The sequence below is a fragment of the Nocardia sp. NPDC047648 genome, from assembly GCF_040642815.1.
In the GTDB taxonomy this organism is placed as follows: domain Bacteria; phylum Actinomycetota; class Actinomycetes; order Mycobacteriales; family Mycobacteriaceae; genus Nocardia; species Nocardia gamkensis.
Window position 1 is genome coordinate 197,495 of the sequence record NZ_JBEYSX010000014.1, and the last position, 23,165, is coordinate 220,659.

Sequence of the window (23,165 nt, forward strand, 5' to 3'; positions counted from 1 at the left end):
GAACACGCGACCATCGGTCTCGGCACCTGGTACGGTCCGCGTGTCACGCAGTGCGATCCGTGCGCATTTCCAATAATGCACAAGGGTGGTCGCACAGGGACGTGATGACCGGCCGTTCCGCCTGCGCTCCAGTGCCATCTGTGCGGGCCGCCCACGATCGTGGTGGCGCGCTCGCGCATTGCTTTCTGCTCGACGACGTTCCAGAGCGACGCTAGGGAAAGTGAGCGAAACATGCAGATGCCTTCCACCAGAAACGGACAGTTCCCCCCTGTTGTGGTCACCAGCCTCGCGGCGACCACCTCCCTCGCGGGTGACGTGGATTCCACGTGGAAGGGCTTGCTCAAAGGCGACAGCGGTATCGACGTCCTGGAAGACGATTTCATCGACGAATTCGAACTGCCGGTGCGCATAGGCGGCCATCTCGAGGTCCCGCCCGCGACGTATCTGGACGTGGCGGAGGCCCGCAGGCTCGCCTACGTGGAACAGCTGGCCGTCGTGCTGGGGCGTGAGGTCTGGCGCAACGCGGGCAGTCCCGAGGTGGACAAGCACCGTCTGGCGGTGTCGATCGGCACGGGGCTCGGCGGCGCGGAGGCGATGATCCACGCTCGGGACAAGCTGCGAAACGGGGGTTACCGCAAGGTGTCGCCGTACACCGTCCAGGCCGTGATGCCGAACGGCGCCGCCGCCTGCGTCGCGCTGGAACTCGGGGCGCGCGCCGGGGTGACGACGCCGGTGTCGGCCTGTTCCTCCGGTGCGGAGGCGATCGCCAACGCGTGGCGGGCGATCGTCATGGGCGACGCCGACGTGGTGGTCACCGGCGGCGTGGAGGGTTCCATCCAGGCCCTCGCCATCGCGGCGTTCAGCATGATGCGCGCGATGAGCACCCGCAACGACGCGCCGAAGAGCGCCTCACGTCCGTTCGACGCCGAGCGGGACGGCTTCGTCTTCGGTGAGGCGGGCGCGCTGATGGTGCTGGAGACCGAGGAGCACGCCAGAGCGCGCGGCGCGACCATCCACGCCCGGCTGATGGGCGCGGGCATCACCTCCGACGGCTTCCACCTGGTGGCGCCGGATCCGGAGGGCACCGGGGCCGCGCGTGCGATGACCCGTGCGATGCGCACGGCGGGTCTGGCCAAGACCGATGTCACGCACGTCAACGCGCACGCGACCGCCACTCCGATCGGTGACACGGCGGAGGCGCGCGCGATCAGCCAGGCGGTGGGCAACCACGCGTCGGTCTACGCGCCCAAATCGGCCCTCGGTCATTCCATCGGCGCGGTGGGGGCGCTCGAATCGGTGCTCACGGTGCTGAGCGTGCGCGACGAAATCGTTCCGCCCACGCTGAATCTGGACAATCAGGATCCGGACATCGATCTGGACGTGGTGCACGGCCAAGCCAGGCCCGGACGCATCGATTACGCCCTGAACAACTCGTTCGGATTCGGCGGGCACAATGTCGCGCTCGCCTTCGGACGGTACTGACCGCCAGGTGGCCGGGACACCTGCAAACCTTCCCGGCGCTTCGTTATCGACCTGTGTTCGGTGTCATTGCACGCCCTGAGTGGCTGTGCGCTGGAAAAGGATAAGGCGATGATCGACGAAACCTTCGACGACTATCTGGACGATCAGGGCAATATCAGAATCCGCGGCGACAGGACCCTGATCGACTTCGTCGACAAGCACAGCGCGGAGAACGGCGACGAACTCGCCTACCGCTTCATCGACTACTCCCGGGAAAGGGACGGCGAGTACCACGAACTCACCTGGCGGCAGTTCGGTGTGCGCTTGCACGCGGTGGCGGCACGGCTGCAACAGGTCACCCAGCCGGGCGATCGAGTGGCGATTCTCGCTCCGCAAGGACTCGACTACGTCGTCTCGCTGTTCGCCGCGGTGTACGCGGGCACTATCGCGGTCCCGCTGTTCGATCCGGAGGAACAGGGCCACACCGACCGCTTGCACGCGGTGCTGGGTGACTGCACTCCGGCGGCGATCCTCACCTCGGGCTCCGCGGCCGCCGGCGTGCGGAAATTCTTCCGGCATCTGCCGCCGCAGCAGCGTCCGCGCATCATCGCGGTGGAGGCGATCCCCGATAGCGTCGGCGCCTCGTGGGTTCGCCCGGACATCAACATCGACAGCGTCGCCTATCTGCAGTACACCTCGGGGTCGACCCGGACGCCCGCGGGCGTAGCGATCACCCATCGAGCGGTGGGCACGAATCTGTTGCAGATGATCGATGCCATCGGCGTCACCGAGCATTCGCGCGGGGTCACCTGGTTGCCGCTGTTCCACGACATGGGCCTGCTCTGCGTGATCCTGCCGACGGTCGGCGGCGGATTCATCACGATCATGTCGCCGAGCGCGTTCGTGCGCCGCCCCTATCGCTGGATCAAGGAGCTGGCCGCGGCCTCCGACGGCGCCGGGACATTCGCCGCCGCACCCAATTTCGCGTTCGAACACGCCGCGGCGCGCGGCAAGCCGAAGCCGGGCGAGAAATTGGATCTGTCCAATGTGATCGGGCTGATCAACGGCAGCGAACCGGTGTCGGTGTCGTCGATGAAGAAGTTCAACGACGCGTTCGCGCCGTACGGGTTGCCGGAGACGGCGATCAAGCCCTCCTACGGCATGGCCGAGGCGACGGTGTTCGTCTCCGCCACCCGGGCCCGGGACAAGGCGAAGGTCGTGCATGTCGACCGGACCGAGTTGAACGCCGGGCGGATGGTCGAGGTCGCCGCGGACGCCGAGAACGCCATCGCGCAGGTGTCCTGCGGGTACGTCGCGCTGTCGCAGTGGGCGGTGATCGTCGACGCCGAACACGGCACCGAGCGACGGGACGGCGAGGTCGGTGAGATCTGGCTGCACGGCGAGAACATGGGCATCGGGTACTGGGGGCGCCCCGAGGAGACCGAGGCCACCTTCCGCGCGAAACTGGCCGCCCGATTGCCCGAGGGCAGTCACGCGGAGGGCACGCCGCCCGACGCCAACTGGATGCGCACCGGCGATTTCGGCGCCTACCTCGACGGCGAGCTGTACATCACCGGCCGGGTCAAGGACTTGGTCATCGTCGACGGCCGCAACCACTATCCGCAGGACCTGGAGTTCTCGGCCCAGGAATCCAGCACGGCGCTGCGCCCCGGCTTCGTCGCGGCGTTCTCGGTGCCCGCCAACGAACTGCCCGCCCTGGTCTTCGAGCAGGGCAGCCGCTCCGGTCTGGCGTTCGACGCCGAGGACGCCTCCGAGCAGTTGGTGATCGTCGCCGAGCGCAATACCGGTGCGGGCAAGCTCGAGTCGGAGTCGGTCGCCGACACGGTGCGCGCCGCGATCGCGCATCGCCACGGCGTCATGGTCCGGGACGTGCTGCTGGTGCCCGCCGGTTCGATTCCACGCACCTCCAGCGGCAAGATCGCCCGCCGCGCCTGCCGGGCGGCCTATCTGGAGGGCACGCTGCGCGGCGGCCACCAGCAGCAGGCGTTCCCGGACGCGCCGCAGGAGTGGGAGTCGGAGACGGCGGTCGTCGGCTAGAGGCGGGTCTCGGCCTCGTACTCGAATTCCCGGACGTCGGCGCCCACTATTCGGTCGTCGAGGTCGCCAGAGGTACCCGTGCCGCGGAAGCGTTCCACCGCGGCACGGGTGGTCCAGCGCTCGTAGACGTTCACCCGATCGGGTTCGAGTAGGTCCGCGCCGAGGCTGAAGTCCAGGCAGCCGTCGCAGGCGCGGGCGAGCGCCACCACCTCCCGGCAGCTGTCGAGGTAGCGGTCGCGATCGGTGACCCGCAGATACCCGGCGACGATCAGCATGGGAGGAAGTCTAGATCTTTGCGGTTTGACCTCGAGTTCACTCGAGGTTGTTGGCTTGGCGAATGAGCGTCGCACCCGTCGCCGCGGATCTCCGGCGGCAGCCGGAAAATCGGTTGGTCGATACACGTTCCGGTGCGACCCTGGAATGTCGGACCCCGCTGCGAACATCACCGTGGGTCCCGTTCTCCGCCGCCAGTCACATACCTCGAGGGGGAGTCTTGTCTGTCGCACTGGACGTTTCGTCGGCCGAACCGGAGGCCGACAGAACGGGGCGGCCCGCCGCCACGGGCCGCCTGCATTCCCTGCGCCGATTCGGGCCGTACCTGCGTCCGCATGCCGGCATCCTGCTCGCCGCCAGCGGCCTCGCGGTGTTGTCCGGCCTGACGGCCGTCGTCATCCCGCTGATGATCGCCCGGATCATCGACGGCCCGGTCGCCCACCGCGATCTCGCGGGCGCGCTCGGGCCGGTGGCCGCGGTCACGGCGCTCGGCCTGGTGGAGGCCGCAGGGGTGTGGGGGCGCCGCTGGCTGATCGCCGCGCCCGCGACGCGGTTCGAGATCACGGTGCGCGCCGAGATCTTCCGAAAGCTGCAAGCGCTGTCGATCGGCAGGCACGACGCGTGGGAGTCGGGTCAGCTGCTCTCGCGAGCGATCGACGATCTGGCCACCATGCGCCGGTTCGTGTCCTTCGCGGCGCCGTTCCTGCTGGTCCACTGCGTGATCATCCCGGTCGGCCTGCTCGTGCTGATCGGGCTGAGCCCGCAGATCGGCTTGATCTTCGCGGTGATCTCGATCCCGCTGGTGATCGGCTGCATTCGTTTCGAACGCCGATACGCGGTGGCGTCCAGGCGTTCCCAGGACCAGTCCGGTGATCTGGCCACGACGGCAGAGGAATCCGCGCAGGGCATCCGGGTGCTCAAGGCGTTCGGGCGCGGCGTGTTCTTCGGCCACCGCTTCACCGCGCAGGCGCAGGAGCTACGGCGCACCGAGCTGCTGAAAGCGCGCCTGGACGCGACGTTGTGGTCGCTCATGGTGAGCCTGCCGCAGCTGGCCATCGCGTTCGCGCTGGGGTACGGCGGGTACGCGGTGGCGCACGGCACGATGACGCTCGGCACCTTGATCGCGGGCATCACGCTGGCGACCTTCTTGCAGTGGCCGATCATCTGGACCGGCTTCCTGCTCGCCGAGCTGAACGACGCGCGCACCGCGGCCGACCGGTACTGGGAGATCATCGACACCCCCGCCGACATCACCGATCCGGCCGACCCGGTGCACCTGCCCGAGCGCATCCGCGGCGAATTGCGCTTGAACGCCGTGCGATTCGCCTTCCCCGAGGCCGAAGACGATGTGCTGCGAGAGGTGTCGTTACGGGTGCGTCCCGGCGAGACCGTGGCGCTGGTCGGCGCGACGGGAAGCGGCAAGACGGCGCTGCTCAACTTGATCCCGCGCCTGTACGACGTGACGGACGGTGCGATCACCATCGACGGCATCGACATCGCGGCGATGCGCGTCGCCGATCTGCGGTCGCTGGTGTCGGTTGCCTTCGAGGATCCGGTGCTGTTCTCCGCGAGCGTGCGCGAGAACGTCGCGCTCGGCGACCCGACCGCCACCGACGCCGACGTGCGCCGCGCCCTGGAGGTCGCGCAGGCCACCGAGTTCGTCGACGACCTGCCTTGGGGCTTGGACACCAGAATCGGCGAACAGGGCCTGAGCTTGTCCGGTGGCCAGCGGCAGCGGCTCGCGCTGGCCCGCGCGGTGCTCACCGGTGCGGGCGGGGGCGCGCGCAGCCGGATCATGGTGCTCGACGACCCGCTGTCCGCGCTCGACGTGGAAACCGAGGAGCGGGTGCAGGCACGCCTGCGCACCGTGCTGGCCGACGCGACGACGCTGCTGGTCGCGCATCGCCCGTCCACGGCGGCGCTGGCCGACCGGGTGGCGGTGCTCGCCGACGGCCGGATCGTCGCGGAGGGCACCCACGATCAACTGCTTCGTACCAGCAGGAGCTACCGCGAACTGATGGGAGGTGAGTAGCGATGACTACGACGATCAGTGACTCGAAAGACGAAGCACCGGAGCCCGTTCCGGCACGCGAGGAAGCCGCGGCCGACTGGCGTGGCATCGCGGGCGAGGACAAAGCGGTCACCGAGACCGGAAATCTGGTGCTGGCCGGCCGCTCCCGGCGGCTGCTGCTCGATCTGGTCAAGCCCTACCGCAAGCTCACCGCGCTCGCGCTGGTGCTCATCGTGCTGGACAACGTCGCGAAGGTGTCCGCGCCGCTGTTCGTCGCGCACGCGCTGGACACCGGCATCGCGCGCGGTGTCGAGGGGAACTGGGGGCCGCTGGCCGGGAGCGTGGCCGGTTACCTCGGCTCGGTCCTGCTCGGCGTGGTCTGCACGTACTCCTTCCTGCGGGTGTCCGGCAGGCTCAGCCAGAGCGTGCTGTTCGACCTGCGGGTCCGCGCGTTCACGCACGTGCAGCGGCTCAGCGTCGCCTTCCACGAGAAATACACCTCCGGCAAGGTGGTGGCGCGGCTCACCGGCGACATCGAGACGCTCCAGGATCTGCTGGAGAGCGCCCTCAACCAGGCGCTGAGCGCGATCCTGTCGGTGCTCACCATCGCGGCGCTGTTGATCTACCTGGATCAGGCTCTGGCGGCGATCGTGCTGGTCGGATTCGTCCCGCTGGTCATGGTCACCCGGTGGGCGCAGCGCAGGCAGCGAGCGGGCTACCGGCGCACGCGCGCCGCGATCGCCAAGGTGGTCGTGCAGTTCGTCGAGTCGATGGGCGGCATGCGGGCGGTGCAGGCCTTCCGCCGGGAACAGCGCAACGAGTCGGTGCTCGCGATCGAGGACTCCGAATACCGCCAGGCGACCACCGCGGCGATGCGCGGCATGGGCGACTACGCCGGGCTGACCAAGCTGCTCGGCAACCTGACCACGGTCACCGTCATCGTGGTCGGCGCCTGGCGGGTGATCGAGGGTGACCTCGCGGTCGGCGTGCTCGCGGCCTACCTGCTGTACCTCAACGAGTTCTACGGGCCGCTGGACGAACTGGCGCAGGTGTTCAACGCCTACCAGTCCGCGGCGGCCGCGCTGGAGAAGATCTCGGGCGTGCTCGAGGAGGAGCCGTCGGTGCCCGAGCCCGCGCGACCGGTGGCATTGGAGAAGGCGTCGGGCGCGGTGCGCATGGAGAAGGTGTGGTTCGGTTACTCGTCCGCGCGGAAGGATGCCCACTCGGCGCCGTCCACCGAACCGGGTGATCCCGATCGGCGGGCGCGACCGGTGCTGCCGGAGTTCACCCTGGACATCCCGGCCGGGCAGGTGATCGCGCTGGTGGGGGCCACCGGTGCGGGCAAGTCGACGCTGGCGAAGCTGCTGACGCGGTTCTACGACCCGTCCGGCGGCACGGTCACCCTGGACGGCGTCGACCTGCGCGAGGTGTCCGACGCCGACCTGCGCCGCAACGTGGTGATGGTCACCCAGGAGTCCTACCTGTTCTCCGGTTCGGTGGCCGACAACATCCGGTTGGGCAGGCCCGAGGCCACCGACGCGGAGGTGTTCGCGGCGGCGCGCGCCGTCGGCCTGTACGACTTCGTGCAGGCGCTGCCCGAAGGCTTCGGCACCGACGTGCGCAAGCGCGGCGGCAGGCTCTCGGCGGGGCAGCGGCAGCTGGTGGCGTTCGCGCGGGTGTTCCTGGCCGACCCGGCGGTGATCGTGCTGGACGAGGCCACCTCGAGCCTGGACATCCCCAGCGAACGGCTGGTGCAGCGGGCACTGGAGACCGTGCTGCGCGGGCGCACGGCGGTGATCATCGCCCACCGGCTGTCCACGGTGGCGATCGCCGACCGGGTGCTGGTGCTGGAATCCGGCCGGATCGTCGAGGACGGCGCGCCGGACGCCCTGATCGCGGGCAGCGGTCGGTTCGCGGGCCTGCACGCGGCGTGGCGGGAGTCGCTGGTGTGATGAGCGGCGGTTGTGCGGGCCGGGGGCTGGGTGTCGCTTACGGTAGATACGTGACGACCCCAGCCCCCGACCCCGAGCGCCCCGCCGCGAGTCCGCAGGAATCCCGGTGGCCGGCGATCCTCACCTGGCGCGCCCACGACGCGACCCGGATGGAGTCGGTGCGGGTGCAGCTCAATGGCAACCGCATCCGTGCCGCCGGGCGCATGATCGGCGGCGCGAGCGCGGATCACCCCGCCTTCAGCGCGTCGTACGACCTGGTCACCGACGAGAACGGCGCGACGAAGCGGCTGTCGCTGCGCACCACGACGGCCGCCGGTGAGCGGCACGCCTCGATCGCCCGTGACGAGGAGAACTACTGGCTCGTCGACGCGGGCGGCAACCATGTGCGCTCCACCTTCGCAGGCGCCCTCGACGTGGACGTGGTGCTCAGCCCGTTCTTCAACACGCTGCCGATCCGCCGCTACGACCTGCAACACGCGGTCGAGGACGTCCAGGTCCCGGTGGTCTATGTCCGCCTGCCCGACCTGCTCGTCCAAGAGGCCACGCTGATCTACAGCAGCGCCGCCGACGGCATCAGCGTGCTGTCGCCGGTCTCCAGCGCCACGGTCACGGTGGACGCCGACGGCTTCCTGCTGGACTACCCGGGCCTGGCCGAACGGATCTGACGCCGCACTTACCTCGATCGGACTCGCCGGCCGTCGCGAGATCAGCTCAGCCGGGTGAGGACGCCGCCGCGCTGCCCGGCCGCTCGCAGGTGTTCCAGCCAATCCTGGTCACCAGGGCGGGTATCCGTGATCTCCCAGCGTCGCGCGGATTCGTAGCGCTGCCGCGCGTCGTGCCCGGCCTCGACCAGGTCCGCGAGGGATGTCTCGTCACGCAGGCTGTCGCGGGCCGCGCCGAGCACGGTGAGCGTTTCGTCCAGAACTTCCAGCAGCGCCGCCGAATTCGGTTCGCAGATCGCGCGAACCAGATCGGGCGCCGTGCCCGCCACCCGGGTGCCGTCGCGGAACGATCCGGCCGCCAGGCCCAGCGCCAGATCACCGCCGGTCGCGCCCGCCAGGGCCAGGGCCTCGGCCAGCACATGCGGGAGATGGGAGATGCGCGCGACGGCGCGATCGTGCTCGGTGGCCACCACCGGTACCACCACCGAGCCGCAGTCCAGGGCGAGCCGCGCCACGCGGGTCCATGGCTCGGCCCGGGTGCCCTCGTCGACGCCGACCGCCCACACCGCGTCGCGGAACAACTCCGGATCGGTGGCGGCCCAGCCGGATTCGGACGTACCCGCCATCGGATGACCGCCGACGTACCGGTCGGCGAGCCCGTGGTCGCGCACGGCCGCCGCGACCGGCGCCTTCACGCTCACCACATCGGTGAGCGCGCACTCGGGGGCGTAGGTGGCGATCGCGGAGAGTATGTGGTCCACCGCGGGCATCGGCACCGCGACGACGATCAGCGCGTCGGTTCCCGCGGCGCGGCGCAACGCGGCGGGCAGATCTTCGGTGACGTCGAATCCGTCGGCGCGGGCGGCCTGCGCGCCCGCCGCCGAGCGGTTGTATCCCCAGCCGTCATAGCCGGCGGCGACGGCCGCGCGTAATAGCGATCCACCGATCAGACCGGTCCCCAGGACGCATACGGGTGCTTTCATCGCCGAAGTCACCCGAACAGATTGGCATACGACTTCAACATTTCCGCTCGAGCAGACTACCGTTGCGGCCATGGCAGCACAGCGCTCGGGCACGAACAGGGCGGCGTCGGATGATTACGACGACGTGGAAGGGTTCGCAGTGGCGGTTGTCCGCGAAGAAGGCAAATGGCGGTGCAGCCCGCTGAGCCGGGACGCGCTCACCGATTTGTCCGCCGCGGAAAACGAACTGAAGGCTTTGCGCAGCTCCGGAGCGGTGTTCGGCTTGCTCGACATCGACGACGAGTTCTTCATCGTGCTCCGGCCGGCGCCGAGCGGGACCCGCATGCTCGTCTCGGACGCCACGGCCGCGATCGATTACGACATCGCCGCGGACGTCCTGGAGGCCCTGAACGTGGAGATTCCGGATATCGATCCGGACGAACTGGACGACGTCGAGCCGTGGGAGGAGGGCGACCTCGGGGTGCTCGCCGATCTCGGCCTGCCCGAACCGGTGCTGAGCGTCATCCTCGCCGAGACCGATCTGTATCCGGACGAGCAGCTCGCCATGATCGCCCAGCGTCTCGGCTTCGACGGTGAACTCGCCGCGGTACTGGACAAACTGCCCCGCTGACGTGGGCGTTCTCCCGAACGACCCGCTCGCGTCGGACGCCGACATGGTGCGTGCCGCCATCGGCGCGGCGGCGGCCGCCGGGGATCGTGACGTGCCGGTCGGCGCGGTGGTGTTCGACTCCGCCGGAAGGGAACTGGCGCGGGCCGCGAATGCGCGGGAAGCGCTCGGCGATCCCACCGCGCACGCGGAGATCCTGGCGCTGCGCCGTGCCGCCGCGGTGCACGGCGACGGATGGCGGCTGGAGGGCGCCACGCTCGCCGTCACCCTGGAGCCGTGCACGATGTGCGCGGGCGCGCTGGTGCTCGCACGGGTGAGCCGCCTGGTCTTCGGGGCGTGGGAGCCGAAGACCGGCGCTGTCGGGTCGCTGTGGGACGTGGTGCGCGACCGTCGTCTCAATCACCGCCCCCAGGTGCGCGGTGGAGTGCTCGAGGACGAGTGCGCGGCACTGCTCGACGAGTTCTTCCGCACCCAGCGCTGAGTCCACCAGGCAGCGCAGGTCAGCAAGCGATTTAGTGATCCGGCGACGGTCCGGTATGGTTGTCGGCGGTGGCGTGTCCGAGCGGCCTAAGGAGCACGCCTCGAAAGCGTGTGAGGGGTAACCCCCCTCCGAGGGTTCAAATCCCTCCGCCACCGCTCCAGCCCCTCATCTGTTCGCGCAGGTGAGGGGCTTTTCTTCTTTCGCAGGACGAGTGTGCCGAAGGAGGGTGATCCGGTGACCGAGCCCGAGCACCACTACTGGATGAACCGGGCCATCGAACTCGCGCGTTTGTGCCCGGTGGCCGAGGGCGCGTTCTCGGTGGGGGCGGTGATCGTCGCCGACGGTGCGGAGATCGCGACCGGTTACTCCCGCGAGTCCGAGCCGAAGGAGCACGCCGAGGAGGCGGCGCTCGGCAAGCTCGAACGGGCGGATCCGCGGCTGGGGCGGGCCACGCTCTACAGCACGCTGGAACCCTGTTCCGAACGGGCGACGAAGGACCGGCTGCCGTGCACCGACCGGATCCTGCGGGCCGGTATCCCGGTCGTGGTGATCGCGTGGCGCGAGCCGTCGACGTTCGTGGTGAACTGCGTCGGAGTGGAGAAACTGCGGCAGGCGGGTGTCACGGTGCTCGAACTGCCCGAACTGGCCGAGGCGGCGATGTCGATGAACCGGCATCTCGACCTGTCCTGAGCGTATTCAGTCGTAGTCCCAGTACTGCAACCAGCGCACCGACGCGAACAGCAACAGCGTCAGCGCGTAGAGCGCGACGACCACCGCCGCCCCCGCGGCGCTGATCCGCCTGCCCGCGCCGTCGATCGGATCGAGCCACCGGCGAAACCGGCTCGCCACCGCGGGCGACAGGTAATAGCTCATCAAGCCCACGCTCACGATCTGGCTGAGCCACAACGCCAGCCACGGTGGCGCTCCCATCCGGTCCAGCACCGGGCCGAGGAAACGCGACAGCACCATCACCGTCGGATACAGCACCAGCAACACCAGCATGGCAATCTTCCACGTCGGCGTCATCCTGGTCTCGCCGTCGACCGTTCGCACGGTCGAGCCGAACGGCGTGGTGTGCGCCTGCACGGTGAAATCCTCGGTCAGCTTCGCACGCAATTCCGGTAGGGTGGCGGCGCGTTCGTCCGAGCCCAGCCAATCCGACAACTGCCGTTCCGTTCGGAATCGGAGCACCGAGAACCAGCGCCCTCCGTCCGACGGGAAAAGGGCGGCGCCTTCGAATCCAGGAAACGTGGAACTCACCGCGACGAGCCGTGCCTCGGTGGCCTCGAATTCGGCTTCCTTGTCGCGCGCGACGCTGTGCCGGAACACGCCGATACCCGGCGGTGGCGACCCGCCTTCGACGATGACCAGATCCGAACTCTTGCAATGAAAACCGAGCATTGTGCCGTCGGACAGTGCGGCCGCTCGTTCGGCGGAGTCCAGAAATGCGTGCAGTGCGGGTTCGGATCGGAATGTGACGCTGAAACCCGGTTCGAGAAGCGGGCCTTCGGTTACCGCCACGGATGAGCCCACGAATCCATCCATATGTCGGGCGATTTCGGTGATCCGCATGAGCCAGTCCCGAAAAGCCGCGTCGTGCGCCGGTCGGTGAAAGACCGTTACGGCGGTAGCGGCGGCGTCCATCTTCGCTATGCGACGTCGACGCGGCGACCCCGCACATAGACCTCGGTGATCGCGGGTTCGCGGATACCCATCAGCAGCGCGAACAACGTCTGATCCCGGGCCAGTGCGGGGTCTTCGGAACGAATACCCTGTGCCAGCGTGTGTTCCAGAGCCGGAACGCGCGCCGGTTCCACCACGATGAAGTCGGCTTCCTTGCCGACGTCGAAATTCCCGAAACGGTTTTCCATATCCAAGGCGCGCGCCCCGGCCAGCGTGCCGGTGAACAACATTTCCGCCGGATGCATCGACACCCCGTGCTCGCCCGGCTCGGAGATGTGCACCTTGAACGCGGCCGCCAGCACCTGCGGGATCAGCCATTCGTCGCCACCGCCGTAATCGGTGCCCGCGGCCACCGTGACGCCGGAGGCGAGTGTCCGCTTCCACGGCATAGTGCCGGAGCCGAGGAACTGCTGCGACACCGGGCAATGCGCCACCGACGTGCCCGTTTCCGCCATCCGCGCCAGCTCGACGTCCTGGCAGTGCACGCAGTGGGCGAGGATGCTGCGCCTGCCGAGCAGGCTCTTGCCGCCCACCGCCGATCCGGGCAGGAACTTCCCGTCATAGGTGTCCAGATAGGTGGTCACGCCGTAGGCATGCTTCGTGGTGTCGACTTCCCCGGTCCCCGGACGGTTGTTCTCGTTGAGATGAGTGTGGAAATAGACGCCGCGTTCGCGCACCGAGTCGTACAGCTCCCCGAGGTTGTTCAGAGTTCGTCGGGTCACCGCCAGCGAAAAGCGGGGGACGATCGCCACGTGCAACAGGGCGGTGGCCACGTCACCGGTGTCGGCGGCGTGCCATTTGTCGATCTCCTCGCTCGTCAAGCGGATGGCGTCGTCTTCGGTGGTGATCAAGGGCGCCGCCGACGGCTCTCCGGTCGTTTGGATGCCACGGCCGCCGACCATCCGGAGACCGCGTCGGCGGGTTTCGGCGAACAGGGCGTCTTGCGCGTGCGGGAACGCCGAGCCGAACACCATTGCCGCCGTGGTGCCCGCGGCGATGCGCCGGGTACAGAATTCGGCTGCCGCCGTTCGCGCGAACTCCACTTCGGCGTAACGGGATTCCGCCGGATAGATGCACAATTCCAGCCATTCCAGCAGCTGGCCGCCGCCGTAGGCATCTCCTGCGAAGGTCTGCGGGAAATGAACATGGGTGTCGACGAACCCGGGAAGCAGGAATCCGGGCCGATGGTCGAACACCTTTTCGGCGCGGTACTCGGCCGGGATATCCGAGCGCGTTCCGCAGAATGCGATCCGACCACGGTCGTCGATTATCAGAGCCCCGTCCGGGACATCGGCCAGCGCGTCGGGCACGTCGCGGGCAGCGGGGCTACCGGCGATGTGAAAAATGTGCCCCAAGTGGACTTGGCTCACCATTCGAGGAGAACACACATCGATCCGGCACGCGAGTGAATCACGGGAAAAGCGGTCAGACGCCGCGCGAGAACAATGTCACCGGCGGCGGCATACGGTAGCCGGAGAGTTTGATGAACCGGGCGCTCACGCTCGGCTGCCTGCCCTCCAGCGGGCCCGCACCGACGGTGTTCATCATCCGGTTGATCACGTTGAAGCAGGTGCCGACCCAGACGGCCTCGTCGAACGCGTCCCGGGAAACGCCCGCCAGCCGGACCACGGCGGCGTCCTGTGCGGTCAATCCCTCGGGGTCACGGGCCATCTTCGCGAGGAAACCGAGCATGGCGCGCGCCTCGGGACGCAGCGGGGAATCCGCGCCGTCGGCCAAGGCGCGAGTCACCACGTCGGCGTCGATGTACGCACCGGCGATGGCCTCGTGCGAGGTCGCGCAGAATGGGCACTCGTTGGCCTGGGAGGTGTGCGTCGCGAAGATCTCGCGCTCGGCGACGGTCCAGTACGACGGTCCGCGCATGACCTCCTGGATCAGGTCCGACAGCGGCGATCCGAAGAACCGATGCCGATAGAACAGCACCTTCAGCACCGCGGGGACCTCGACGCCGCTGAACCGCCGCATGGTCCACAACACGAACCTGGTGGGCCGGTCGTGGCCGGATCGCACCGCTTCGAGCCACATTTCAGTTCCCCTCCCACGCCAGCCGCGCGGCGCGCAGGCGTCGGTCGGCCGCGCCGTAGGCGGCGACCGCGGTCGCCTCGAAGATCTCGTCGTCGGTGTGCCCGGCCGCTTTCAACGCCGCGATGTGCTGCTCGGTGACCCGGTAGGACCGGTCGGCCACCAGCTCGGCGAAGGTGGCGAGTTCCGTCGAGTCGTGCGGGCCCGGATCGGCTGTTGCGGCGGCTCTGGCTCGCAAGACGCGGCGGATCTCGCTCGACAGCCGCCCCGGTGCGGTCTCGAGGTGCGCACCGAACCGCTCCCATTTCTCACTCATCGAGCCACGCATGGGCCCATTCTGGCCGACGACCGCCGCCTTCGCTGGAAATCGCAGGCGCGCAGCGTCAGTCGCTACCGCCATCCGCTTGCTTGCGAAGCACCACCCGGCGGTGCTCCAGGTCGACCCCGACCAGCGGCGGCGCGCCCTCGTCCTGCTCGTCCCGCAGCATCGACACGGATTCGCGATGATCCAGCTCCATGCGCTTGGTCGCGTAGAACAGCGCGGTGAACTCGTCGGTGAACGTGCCGGAGACGGGGGTTCGGCGGCGCCTGCGACGTTTGTTCACGGTCAGCTCGTAGACCGCCACCAGCACGAGCAGGATCACCCATCCGGGGATCCACCACTGCAACACCGACGCCATGCCTACCGAAGCTACCCGCCCGCGCCGAACCGATTCGAAAATTGCTCGTTTCACGGAGGGTAACGGGTGAGATCGCGGGTATACGCCCGATACGGAAAGTGCGGGAAGGACGCGATGCCAGATGCGCCGTCGGACAGTCCGCGCGGGAACGATGCGCGAGAGAAACATGAGAATCGGAAGTGTAATCGTCTTGATCTGGTTGCTGATCGGCGTGATCGCCGCAGCACAACGCCACTACTTCGACAGTGGACCGGTGAACTGCGCCGGATTCGGCACCATCGCCGTCACTGTCATCGCGGGACCGCTCAACTACATGGGCGTGAATCCGAAGGTCGCGGATTGCAATGTCCCGCAACCCAGTCCGTAGTTCGATCGAGTGAATAGGGGCGGCCGGGTGGGCATACCCACCCGGCCGTCCCTATTCGTCTGCGCGGGCGAGCTGTGAGCCGAGCGGCCCCCGATGTGAACTGAACATTTGCTGTTTATGAATTGCATGGGATCTCGATGGTCTTTGTTGGATAGCTGTCGGTGCGTCCGGGTATTCCCTCTTCCGGGGTGCACGGAAGGAACCGATGAGATGCGCGACTACGAATCCCGTGCGCGTGCCAGACGTGGCCCGGGCGCAGGCTCCCGAGTATTCGGCTTCCTGCTGCTGGCCTGGCTGGCGATCGGGTTGCTCGCGGCCGGTCAGCGGCATTATTTCGACAGCGGCCCCCCGCTCAGCTGCGCTGGTTGGGGCACGATCGGTCTCACCGCCTTCGCGGGCCCACTCAACTACGTCGGGGTGAATCCGCGAGTGGGCGACTGCGAACTTCCGCAACCGAGCGGGTGAAACGCACTCGGCCCCGCATCCGGAGTCCGGATGCGGGGCCGAGCCATGCGCGTCGAATCAGCTGACGCCGACCGGTTCCTTCACCGTCTCGGCCGAACGCAGCTGCAACTCACGCAGCTTCGAGCCCTCGACGTCGATGTCGGGCAGGATGCGGTCGAGCCACTTCGGCATCCACCACGACCACTTGCCCATGATCACCAGCAGCGACGGAATCAGCACCATCCGGACGATGAACGCGTCCAGCAGCACGCCCACCGCCAAGGCGAAGCCGAACGATTTCGCGGTCACGTCGGTCTCCAGCAGGAAGGAGCCGAACACCGAGATCATGATGATCGCCGCCGAGGTCACCACGCGCGCGCCGTGGTGGTAGCCGGCGACCACCGCGTCCTTGGCCGACCTGCCGTGCACGAACTCCTCACGCATCCGGGTCACCAGGAAGACCTGGTAGTCCATCGCGAGGCCGAACACCAGGCCGATCAGCATGATCGGCATGAAGCTGACCAGCGGATGCGGGTCCTCGATCAGGCCGAGCTTGCCCTCCTGGAAGATCAGCACGGTCGCGCCGAAGGTCGCCGCCATCGACAGCAGGAACCCGAGCGCGGCGGTGAGCGGCACCAGGATCGACCGGAACACCAGGATCAGCAGGACGAACGCCGCGCCCGCCACGATCGCCAGGTAGGGCACGATCTTGCTGAGCAGCACGTGGTCGACGTCGGCGTAGATCGCCGTGGTGCCGGTGATGCCGTATTCGATGCCGTACTCGGCCTTCAGCTGGCCTTCGGCCTCCCTGGCGTCCTGCACCAGGTCCTTGGTGGCCTGGTTGTTGGGCCCGGACTTCGGGACGCCGTCCAGTAGCGCGCCCTGCTGGTCCTGGCTCCACTGCGGCTCGGTGACGTAGTCCATGCCGGGATAGGACGCGAGCTTGTCGCGCAGCGCCCGCACCGCCGCGTCCCGGTTCTCGGCGGGCACGGCGCTCAGGTCGACGGCCACGTTCAGTACGCCGTTGCTGCCCTCGCCGAAGCCCTCGGTGCGCAGCTCGTAGGCCTTCCGGATGGTGGAGGTCTTCGGCATGCTGTCGTCGCCGGGCAGGCCGAGGTTCAGGCCGGCCGCGGGGGCGGCGAGCGCGCCGAGCACCACGACGCTCAGGATCAGCGCGACCCACGGCACGCGGCCGATCAGCCTGCCGAAGCGCATGCCGTTGGTGACCGAGTTCTCGTCCTCGGGATCGTGCTGGGCGACGACCGGCAGCTTCGGCTTGAACAGGAAGCGACCGAACGCGCCGAGCAGCGCGGGCATCAGCGTGATCGCGGTGAGCACCGCGAAACCGGCGGCGATCGCGCCGCCGAGGCCCATGAAGGTCATGAACTGGACGCCGACGATGCTCAGGCCGGCCAGCGCGATGATGACGGTCAGACCGGCGAACACGACGGCGGAACCGGCCGTGCCCAGCGCGGTGCCCGCGGCCTCTTCCGGCGAGTCCTGGACCGCGAGTTCGTGCTTGTACCTGGACACGATGAACAGCGCGTAGTCGATGGACAGCGCGATGCCGATCATCGAGGCGAGGAACGTGGTGAAGCTGGGGATCTCGATCACCGAGGTGCCGAGCATGATCAGCGAGGTGGCCGCGCCGAGACCGATGATCGCGGTGACGATCGGCACGAACGCCGCGACGATGGCGCCGAACGCGACGATCATCACGACCAGCGCGACGGCCATGCCGATCATCTCGGACTTGCCGCTGGGCGCTTCCTGCTTCTGCGCGATCGAGCCGCTCATCTCGACCGTGAGCCCGGCGTTACGCGCGCCGGCAGCGGCGGTGTACGCCTCTTCCCGCTGCGCGTCGGTGACGTCGGTGAACTTCGCGATCGTGAACGGGACGTTGATCACCGCGACGGTCGCGGGCGCGGTCTGGCTGAGCACGTTCAGCGGGGCGCCGCTGCACTGCGCGGGGTCGGGGGTGGCCAGGCAGCCCATCTTGTCGGCCGCTTCGACCGGATTGACGATGGGTTTGCTGTGATCGACGATGTCGAGCCTGCCGAGATCGGCGATGAACGCGTCCAGCGCCGCACGGTTCGCCGGGTCGGTCAGCTTCTGTCCCTCCGGGGCCGCGGCGACATAGGTGCCGGTGACCGCGTCGAACTTGAACGCGGCGGAGGCGCCAGGGAAGTGCTTGTCGAGGATCTCGTTGGCACGTTCGGACGGCAGGTTCGGCATGCTGAAGTCGTTGCTCATCGGCTTGCTGAGCTGTGCCCCGAGACCACCGAGGAGCACGAACAAGACGAGCCAGACAGGAAGGACTATCCATTTCCGGCGGAAAGCGAACTTTCCCCATCTGTACAGATAAACGGACACGAGTGGTTCTCCTAGCGATGACTGGGATCGTGCTGGGTCTGCGTGTAGACAGCACTCGCGGGGGTGCCCTGCCTGCCTCCGCCTCCACTGACGCTTTCTGCCTACCGTGCGGTAGGTAGACTACCCAGGAGCTAAGCGGAGGAACAACCTCTATTTTGCGGGCGACGTTCGCTCGGCGTGAAGGTGATGAGAGGATCGTCGAATGTCTGTGCGTGACGCACCCGGCGCTATCGTCGCAGGTGGAGGCACTAAAAGCGCGATTCGAGACGCCGCGGTGAAGCTGTTCGGGGCCAAAGGATTCGAGCAGACCAGCTTGCGCGAGGTCGCGGATGCGGTAGGAATCACAAAGGCGTCGCTCTACTATCACTACGCGTCGAAGCTCGATCTGCTATTGGCGATCATCGATCCGATCGTCGATCACATGCGTTCGGTGGTGCACGATCTGGACCAGGTACCGCACGACGCCGAGAGCATCCGCCAGGTCCTGCGCACCTATCTGCGCGGCCTGATTCATCACCGTGACGCCGGGGCGCTGGTCGTGCGCGACACCGTCGCCATCATCAACGCCATGGCCGATCGCTATCCGGATCTCATGGACGCCAGTCAGGCGCTGCGCGAGTGGCTGGCCGGCCCGGACGCCACCGAGGAGGCGCAGCTGCGCGCCTGCGCCGCGCTCGAGGTGATCGGTGTCGCGCTGGTGTCCAAGGAACTCGTGCCTGGCGCGGACGATTCACTGGTGGAATCCTCACTGCTGGATGCCGCGACCTGCGTGCTGGCAGGCGGCGGCGCGTAGATTCGAGCTATCCCCTCGACGCCAGGAGTCGCTGCTGTGCACATCACCGCGAAGGTCGATTACGCGGTGCGGACGCTGCTCGAGATCGCCAGTGCGCCGCGACTGGGCCAGAACGTCGTCGGGCTCGGCGCACCCTTCGTGCAGGCCGCGCCCGTGGTCAAGGCCGAAGCGATCGCCACCGCCCAGCGGATTCCGCCGAAAGTGCTCGAGTCCGTGCTCGGCGAGCTGCGCCGAGCCGAACTGGTGATCAGCAGGCGCGGTCCGGACGGCGGCTACTGGCTGGCCAGGGCCGCGGCCGACATCTCCATCGCCGACGTGATCCGCGCGATCGAGGGCCCGCTGGCGTCGGTGCGCGGCGCCCGGCCCGAGGACGTCCACTATTCCGGTGCGGCCGAACCATTACAGCGAGTGTGGATCGCGCTGCGGGTCAACATCCGGGCGGTGCTGGAGAACGTCACCATCGCCGACATCGCCGACGACCGGCTGCCCGGATTCGTCGAGGCGCTCACCGAAGACCCGGGCGCCTGGGCGCGCCGCTAGCTCCGCATACCCCGACGGGAGAGCATTCATGCAGGTCAGAAATCTTCGCGACGCCTCGCGCCGACAGCCGGTAGCCTGCGATTCATCATGCTGACCAGACTCCTTCGTTCGCATCTGTACCCTTACCGCGCCCAGCTGGCGGGGGTCGTTGCGCTTCAGCTGGTTTCCGTGATCGCGATGCTGTATCTGCCCAGCCTGAACGCGGACCTGATCGACAACGGCGTCACCAAAGGTGATCTCGGCTACATCTGGACCACCGGCTTGTGGATGCTCGCGGTCACGGGCGTGCAGATCGTCGCCTCGGCCGCTTCGGTCTATCTCGGCGCGCAGGCGGCCATGGGCGCGGGCCGCGACCTGCGCGGCGCGCTGCTGCACCGCGTCGGCACGTTCTCCGCGCGCGAAGTGGGGATGTTCGGCGCGCCCTCGCTGATCACCCGCAATACCAACGACATTCAGCAGGTTCAGCTGCTCATCGTGATGTCGGCGACCATCCTGGTGATGGCGCCGATCATGTGCGTGGGCGGCATCATCATGGCCTTGCGCGAGGATCTCGGGCTGTCCTGGCTGCTGCTGATCGCGGTGCCCGCGCTGGCTACGGCCATGGGCGTGATCATCTCCAAGATGGTGCCCGGCTTCCGCGACATGCAGGCCAGGATCGATGAGGTGAATCGGGTACTGCGCGAGCAGATCACCGGTATCCGCGTGGTGCGGGCTTTCGTACGGGAACGGCAGGAGACCTGGCGCTTCGGGCTGGCCAACACCGAACTCACCGACACCGCGCTGCGGGTCGGCCGGTTGATGGCGCTGATGTTCCCCACGGTCATGCTGATCAGCAATGTCACCGCGGTCGCGGTGATCTGGTTCGGCGGGCACGCGATCGACGCCGGGCACATGCAGATCGGTTCGCTCACCGCGATGCTGTCCTACATCATGCAGATCCTGATGGCCGTGATGATGGCCTCGTTCCTGGCCATGATGGCGCCGCGCGCCGCGGTCTCCGCCGACCGGATCGGCGAGGTGCTCGACACCGAATCCTCGGTGCACCCGCCGCGCTTGCCGCAGCCGTTCACCGACGACCCGGCCGTAGTGGACTTCCAGTTCGCCGAGTTCGCCTACCCCGGTGCGGAAAAGCCGGTGCTGGAGGCCATTCGTTTCCAGGTGCGTCCCGGCACCACCACCGCCATAGTCGGCTCCACCGGCGCCGGAAAAACCACGCTGATCAACCTCATTCCCCGGCTGATGGACGTCACCGACGGCGCGGTCTACGTCGGCGGCACCGACGTTCGCCACATCGACCTGGAGGTATTGCGTTCGCAGATCGGCCTCGTCCCGCAGAAGGGGTACCTCTTCTCCGGCACGATCGCGAGCAATCTGCGCTACGGCAATCCGCACGCCACCGACGACGAACTCTGGCGCGCACTCGAGATCGCGCAGGCCGCCGATTTCGTCCGGGAGATGCCGGAGGGGTTGCAGACCCCCGTCGCTCAGGGCGGCACCACCGTTTCCGGAGGCCAGCGCCAGCGGTTGGCCATCGCGCGAGCGCTGGTGAAGAAGCCGAGGGTGTACTTGTTCGACGACTCGTTCTCCGCGCTCGACGTCGCGACCGACGCCAGGCTGCGCGAGGCGCTGAAGCCGGAGACCTCGGACGCGTCGGTTCTCATCGTCGCGCAGCGCATCGCCACCATCCGGGACGCGGATCAGATCGTGGTGCTCGAGGACGGCGCGATGGCCGGGATCGGCACCCATGAACAACTGCTGCGGGATTGCTCGGAGTACCGGGAGATCGTCGAGTCGCAACTGAGTGCCGAGGAGGCGCGATGAGACCCGGAATGCCCACCCCCGGTGCGCCGGGCACCAAAGCGAAATCGTTCGGACCATCGCTGAAGCGGCTGCTGCGCAGGCTCGCGCCGGAGCGTCTCCAGGTCGGGCTGATCGTCGCGCTCGTCATCGTCTCGGTGGTGCTGAACACCATCGGGCCCTACATCCTCGGCAAGGCGACCAACCTCGTCTTCGACGGCGTGGTCGGCAAACAGCTGCCGTCCGGGGTGACCAAGGACCAGGCGATCGAAGGCCTGCGTGCCAAGGGAGACAACACCTTCGCCGACATGCTCGGCGCCATGGACGTGGTGCCCGGTGTAGGGGTGGACTTCGGCGCGGTCGGCCGGGTCCTCGCCCTGGTGCTCCTGCTGTACATCGGCGCGGCCGTGTTCGGGTGGTTGCAGGGCTACCTGCTCAACGTCGTGATCAATCGCACGGTCAAGCGGCTGCGCGGCGAGGTCGAGGACAAGATCCATCGGCTTCCGTTGCGCTACTTCGACTCCGCGCCGCGCGGTGACGTGCTCAGCCGGGTGACCAACGACGTCGACAACGTCTCGCAGAGCCTGCAGCAGACCATGAGCCAGCTGCTCATCTCGGTCTTCTCGGTGCTCGGCATCCTGGTCATGATGTTCTGGATCTCCTGGCAGCTCGCGGTGATCGCCTTGCTCACCGTGCCCGCCGCCATCGTGGTCACCGCGCAGATCGCGAAGCGGTCCAAGCCGCACTTCGTCGACCAGTGGAAGTACACCGGCCTGGTCAACGCCCAGGTCGAGGAGGCCTACTCCGGGCACGAGGTGGTCACCGCGTTCGGCCGCAACCGCGAGGTCGGCAAGGAGTTCGACCAGCGCAACGAACAGCTCTACCAGGCCAGCTTCAAAGCGCAGTTCATCTCGGGCATGATCATGCCCGCGATCATGTTCCTCGGGAACGTGAACTTCGTGCTGGTCGCGCTGGTCGGCGGCCTGAAAGTGGCCACGGGCAGCCTCTCGCTCGGCGAGGTGCAGGCGTTCATCCAGTACTCCCGTCAATTCAGTCAGCCGCTGACCCAGCTCGGCGCGATGGCCAACCTGTTGCAGTCCGGCGTCGCCTCCGCCGAGCGGATCTTCGAGATCCTCGACGCCGAGGAGCAGAGCCCGGACCCGGTGATGGCCGACGCGCGTCCGGTCGACCGCGGCCGGGTGGAGTTCGAGGCCGTCTCGTTCCGCTACGAACCCGACAAGCCGGTGATCGAGCGACTGTCGCTGGTGGCCGACCCCGGGCACGTGGTCGCCATCGTCGGGCCCACCGGCGCGGGCAAGACCACGCTGGTGAACCTGCTCATGCGGTTCTACGAACTGGACGCGGGCACGATCACCATCGACGGCGTCGACATCACCGAGATCACCCGCGACCACCTGCGCTCGCGCATCGGCATGGTGCTGCAGGACACCTGGCTGTTCCGCGGCACCATCCGGGAGAACATCGCCTACGGCAACCCGAACGCGAGCGAGGAAGAGATCCTCGCCGCGGCGCGTGCCGCCTACGTCGACCGTTTCGTGCACGCGCTGCCCGACGGCTACGACACGGTCATCGATGAGGAGGGCTCCGGCGTCAGCGCGGGCGAGAAACAGCTCATCACGATCGCGCGCGCGTTCCTGGCCAAGCCGTCCATCCTCATCCTGGACGAGGCGACCAGCTCGGTGGACACCCGCACCGAGCTGCTGGTGCAGCACGCCACCGCCGCCCTGCGCCGCGACCGGACCAGCTTCGTCATCGCCCACCGCCTGTCCACCATCCGCGACGCCGACCTGATCGTCGTCATGGAGGCGGGACGGATCGTGGAACACGGCTCGCATGAGCGTTTGCTCGAGGAGCGCGGGGCGTACTACCGCCTGTACAACGCCCAGTTCGCGGGAGCGGTGTGAGGCAGCCGAGCGGTGGGCTGGTTCGGGCGGCGGGT

General features: G+C 67.9%; 22 protein-coding genes and 1 tRNA gene. 15 read left to right on the forward strand and 8 right to left on the reverse strand.

All coding sequences use genetic code 11. The features are described 5' to 3' along the window. The first annotated feature begins 231 nt into the window (after positions 1 to 231). Positions 232 to 1,482, forward strand: a complete 1,251-nt coding sequence (locus ABZ803_RS26965) for a KasA/KasB family beta-ketoacyl-ACP synthase (RefSeq protein WP_357043401.1) — start codon at positions 232 to 234, stop codon at positions 1,480 to 1,482. Between the two features lie 111 nt (positions 1,483 to 1,593). Further along, on the forward strand, positions 1,594 to 3,519 hold the full coding sequence (gene fadD32 / locus ABZ803_RS26970; RefSeq protein ID WP_357043471.1) for a long-chain-fatty-acid--AMP ligase FadD32: 1,926 nt from the start codon (positions 1,594 to 1,596) through the stop codon (positions 3,517 to 3,519). On the opposite strand, the gene ABZ803_RS26975 is transcribed toward fadD32, so the two are convergent. Further along, on the reverse strand, positions 3,516 to 3,794 hold the full coding sequence (locus tag ABZ803_RS26975) for an antibiotic biosynthesis monooxygenase family protein (RefSeq protein WP_357043403.1): 279 nt from the start codon (positions 3,792 to 3,794) through the stop codon (positions 3,516 to 3,518). The genes fadD32 and ABZ803_RS26975 overlap by 4 nt on opposite strands. Positions 3,795 to 4,012: 218 nt before the next feature. On the opposite strand from ABZ803_RS26975, the gene ABZ803_RS26980 reads away from it, so the two are divergent. Genes ABZ803_RS26980 through ABZ803_RS26990 form a run of 3 tightly spaced genes read left to right on the forward strand, consistent with a single transcriptional unit; the run spans position 4,013 to position 8,420 of the window. Beyond that, on the forward strand, positions 4,013 to 5,824 hold the full coding sequence (locus ABZ803_RS26980) for an ABC transporter ATP-binding protein (RefSeq protein WP_357043405.1): 1,812 nt from the start codon (positions 4,013 to 4,015) through the stop codon (positions 5,822 to 5,824). A 2-nt stretch (positions 5,825 to 5,826) separates the two neighbouring features. Further along, the gene (locus ABZ803_RS26985; protein WP_357043407.1) at positions 5,827 to 7,755 is read left to right on the forward strand and encodes an ABC transporter ATP-binding protein; all 1,929 of its coding nucleotides are present in this window, start codon (positions 5,827 to 5,829) and stop codon (positions 7,753 to 7,755) included. A gap of 50 nt (positions 7,756 to 7,805) precedes the next feature. Beyond that, positions 7,806 to 8,420: a putative glycolipid-binding domain-containing protein gene (locus tag ABZ803_RS26990; RefSeq protein ID WP_084499007.1), complete on the forward strand. Its 615-nt coding sequence runs from the start codon at positions 7,806 to 7,808 to the stop codon at positions 8,418 to 8,420. A gap of 41 nt (positions 8,421 to 8,461) precedes the next feature. Here the strand turns inward: ABZ803_RS26990 and ABZ803_RS26995 are convergent, their stop codons facing one another. Beyond that, positions 8,462 to 9,400, reverse strand: coding sequence for a prephenate dehydrogenase (locus ABZ803_RS26995; protein WP_357043409.1), 939 nt, complete (start codon positions 9,398 to 9,400; stop codon positions 8,462 to 8,464). A gap of 70 nt (positions 9,401 to 9,470) precedes the next feature. Between ABZ803_RS26995 and ABZ803_RS27000 the strand changes: the two genes are divergently transcribed. The 4 genes from ABZ803_RS27000 (at position 9,471) to ABZ803_RS27015 (ending at position 11,178) form a co-directional block, all read left to right on the forward strand. After that, complete coding sequence (locus ABZ803_RS27000) at positions 9,471 to 10,010, forward strand: tRNA adenosine deaminase-associated protein (protein ID WP_357043411.1); 540 nt, start codon at positions 9,471 to 9,473, stop codon at positions 10,008 to 10,010. Between the two features lie 43 nt (positions 10,011 to 10,053). Then, positions 10,054 to 10,488 (forward strand): nucleoside deaminase, encoded by a 435-nt coding sequence (locus tag ABZ803_RS27005; protein WP_357043473.1) that lies wholly within the window; start codon positions 10,054 to 10,056, stop codon positions 10,486 to 10,488. Between the two features lie 67 nt (positions 10,489 to 10,555). Further along, a tRNA-Ser gene (locus tag ABZ803_RS27010) sits at positions 10,556 to 10,643 on the forward strand. A gap of 79 nt (positions 10,644 to 10,722) precedes the next feature. Continuing rightward, complete coding sequence (locus ABZ803_RS27015; RefSeq protein ID WP_357043413.1) at positions 10,723 to 11,178, forward strand: deaminase; 456 nt, start codon at positions 10,723 to 10,725, stop codon at positions 11,176 to 11,178. A gap of 6 nt (positions 11,179 to 11,184) precedes the next feature. Here ABZ803_RS27015 and ABZ803_RS27020 read toward each other — a convergent pair whose 3' ends face one another. From ABZ803_RS27020 to ABZ803_RS27040, 5 genes are all read right to left on the reverse strand, one after another. Continuing rightward, positions 11,185 to 12,021, reverse strand: a complete 837-nt coding sequence (locus ABZ803_RS27020) for an antibiotic biosynthesis monooxygenase (protein WP_357043415.1) — start codon at positions 12,019 to 12,021, stop codon at positions 11,185 to 11,187. Between the two features lie 116 nt (positions 12,022 to 12,137). Then, positions 12,138 to 13,544 (reverse strand): amidohydrolase family protein, encoded by a 1,407-nt coding sequence (locus ABZ803_RS27025; RefSeq protein WP_357043417.1) that lies wholly within the window; start codon positions 13,542 to 13,544, stop codon positions 12,138 to 12,140. Between the two features lie 52 nt (positions 13,545 to 13,596). Then, positions 13,597 to 14,214: a hypothetical protein gene (locus ABZ803_RS27030; RefSeq protein ID WP_357043419.1), complete on the reverse strand. Its 618-nt coding sequence runs from the start codon at positions 14,212 to 14,214 to the stop codon at positions 13,597 to 13,599. 1 nt (position 14,215) lies between these two features. Then, a complete protein-coding gene (locus ABZ803_RS27035; RefSeq protein WP_357043421.1) occupies positions 14,216 to 14,539 on the reverse strand; it encodes a carboxymuconolactone decarboxylase family protein in 324 nt (107 codons plus the stop codon). A 55-nt stretch (positions 14,540 to 14,594) separates the two neighbouring features. Beyond that, the gene (locus ABZ803_RS27040; protein WP_357043423.1) at positions 14,595 to 14,891 is read right to left on the reverse strand and encodes a DUF6191 domain-containing protein; all 297 of its coding nucleotides are present in this window, start codon (positions 14,889 to 14,891) and stop codon (positions 14,595 to 14,597) included. Between the two features lie 166 nt (positions 14,892 to 15,057). Here ABZ803_RS27040 and ABZ803_RS27045 point away from each other — a divergent pair, with 166 nt between their 5' ends. Continuing rightward, positions 15,058 to 15,258 carry a hypothetical protein gene (locus ABZ803_RS27045; RefSeq protein ID WP_040864380.1) on the forward strand — a complete coding sequence of 67 codons (201 nt, stop codon included), beginning with the start codon at positions 15,058 to 15,060 and terminating at the stop codon, positions 15,256 to 15,258. 210 nt (positions 15,259 to 15,468) lie between these two features. Beyond that, positions 15,469 to 15,723, forward strand: a complete 255-nt coding sequence (locus ABZ803_RS27050; protein ID WP_357043426.1) for a hypothetical protein — start codon at positions 15,469 to 15,471, stop codon at positions 15,721 to 15,723. Between the two features lie 57 nt (positions 15,724 to 15,780). On the opposite strand, the gene ABZ803_RS27055 is transcribed toward ABZ803_RS27050, so the two are convergent. Further along, positions 15,781 to 18,075, reverse strand: a complete 2,295-nt coding sequence (locus ABZ803_RS27055; protein WP_357043428.1) for an MMPL family transporter — start codon at positions 18,073 to 18,075, stop codon at positions 15,781 to 15,783. Between the two features lie 202 nt (positions 18,076 to 18,277). On the opposite strand from ABZ803_RS27055, the gene ABZ803_RS27060 reads away from it, so the two are divergent. The 4 genes from ABZ803_RS27060 to ABZ803_RS27075 all read left to right on the forward strand — a co-directional run bounded on the left by ABZ803_RS27060 (position 18,278) and on the right by ABZ803_RS27075 (position 23,130). Next, a complete protein-coding gene (locus ABZ803_RS27060) occupies positions 18,278 to 18,868 on the forward strand; it encodes a TetR/AcrR family transcriptional regulator (RefSeq protein WP_357043430.1) in 591 nt (196 codons plus the stop codon). Positions 18,869 to 18,904: 36 nt separating this feature from the next. Beyond that, complete coding sequence (locus ABZ803_RS27065; protein ID WP_357043432.1) at positions 18,905 to 19,408, forward strand: Rrf2 family transcriptional regulator; 504 nt, start codon at positions 18,905 to 18,907, stop codon at positions 19,406 to 19,408. A gap of 87 nt (positions 19,409 to 19,495) precedes the next feature. After that, on the forward strand, positions 19,496 to 21,229 hold the full coding sequence (locus tag ABZ803_RS27070) for an ABC transporter ATP-binding protein (protein ID WP_357043434.1): 1,734 nt from the start codon (positions 19,496 to 19,498) through the stop codon (positions 21,227 to 21,229). After that, the gene (locus ABZ803_RS27075; protein WP_357043436.1) at positions 21,226 to 23,130 is read left to right on the forward strand and encodes an ABC transporter ATP-binding protein; all 1,905 of its coding nucleotides are present in this window, start codon (positions 21,226 to 21,228) and stop codon (positions 23,128 to 23,130) included. Before ABZ803_RS27070 ends, ABZ803_RS27075 begins: the two co-directional genes overlap by 4 nt. Positions 23,131 to 23,165 lie beyond the last annotated feature (35 nt).

Bases quoted from the DNA above. Each gene is read 5' to 3' on its own strand.
- ABZ803_RS26965 (WP_357043401.1), top strand. From the start codon at position 232: ATGCAGATGCCTTCCACCAGAAACGGACAGTTCCCCCCTGTTGTGGTC.
- ABZ803_RS26975 (WP_357043403.1), bottom strand. From the start codon at position 3,794: ATGCTGATCGTCGCCGGGTATCTGCGGGTCACCGATCGCGACCGCTAC.
- ABZ803_RS26985 (WP_357043407.1), top strand. From the start codon at position 5,827: ATGACTACGACGATCAGTGACTCGAAAGACGAAGCACCGGAGCCCGTT.
- ABZ803_RS26995 (WP_357043409.1), bottom strand. From the start codon at position 9,400: ATGAAAGCACCCGTATGCGTCCTGGGGACCGGTCTGATCGGTGGATCG.
- ABZ803_RS27000 (WP_357043411.1), top strand. From the start codon at position 9,471: ATGGCAGCACAGCGCTCGGGCACGAACAGGGCGGCGTCGGATGATTAC.
- ABZ803_RS27005 (WP_357043473.1), top strand. From the start codon at position 10,054: ATGGTGCGTGCCGCCATCGGCGCGGCGGCGGCCGCCGGGGATCGTGAC.
- ABZ803_RS27025 (WP_357043417.1), bottom strand. From the start codon at position 13,544: ATGGTGAGCCAAGTCCACTTGGGGCACATTTTTCACATCGCCGGTAGC.
- ABZ803_RS27030 (WP_357043419.1), bottom strand. From the start codon at position 14,214: ATGTGGCTCGAAGCGGTGCGATCCGGCCACGACCGGCCCACCAGGTTC.
- ABZ803_RS27035 (WP_357043421.1), bottom strand. From the start codon at position 14,539: ATGCGTGGCTCGATGAGTGAGAAATGGGAGCGGTTCGGTGCGCACCTC.
- ABZ803_RS27040 (WP_357043423.1), bottom strand. From the start codon at position 14,891: ATGGCGTCGGTGTTGCAGTGGTGGATCCCCGGATGGGTGATCCTGCTC.
- ABZ803_RS27045 (WP_040864380.1), top strand. From the start codon at position 15,058: ATGAGAATCGGAAGTGTAATCGTCTTGATCTGGTTGCTGATCGGCGTG.
- ABZ803_RS27050 (WP_357043426.1), top strand. From the start codon at position 15,469: ATGCGCGACTACGAATCCCGTGCGCGTGCCAGACGTGGCCCGGGCGCA.
- ABZ803_RS27060 (WP_357043430.1), top strand. From the start codon at position 18,278: ATGTCTGTGCGTGACGCACCCGGCGCTATCGTCGCAGGTGGAGGCACT.
- ABZ803_RS27070 (WP_357043434.1), top strand. From the start codon at position 19,496: ATGCTGACCAGACTCCTTCGTTCGCATCTGTACCCTTACCGCGCCCAG.
- ABZ803_RS27075 (WP_357043436.1), top strand. From the start codon at position 21,226: ATGAGACCCGGAATGCCCACCCCCGGTGCGCCGGGCACCAAAGCGAAA.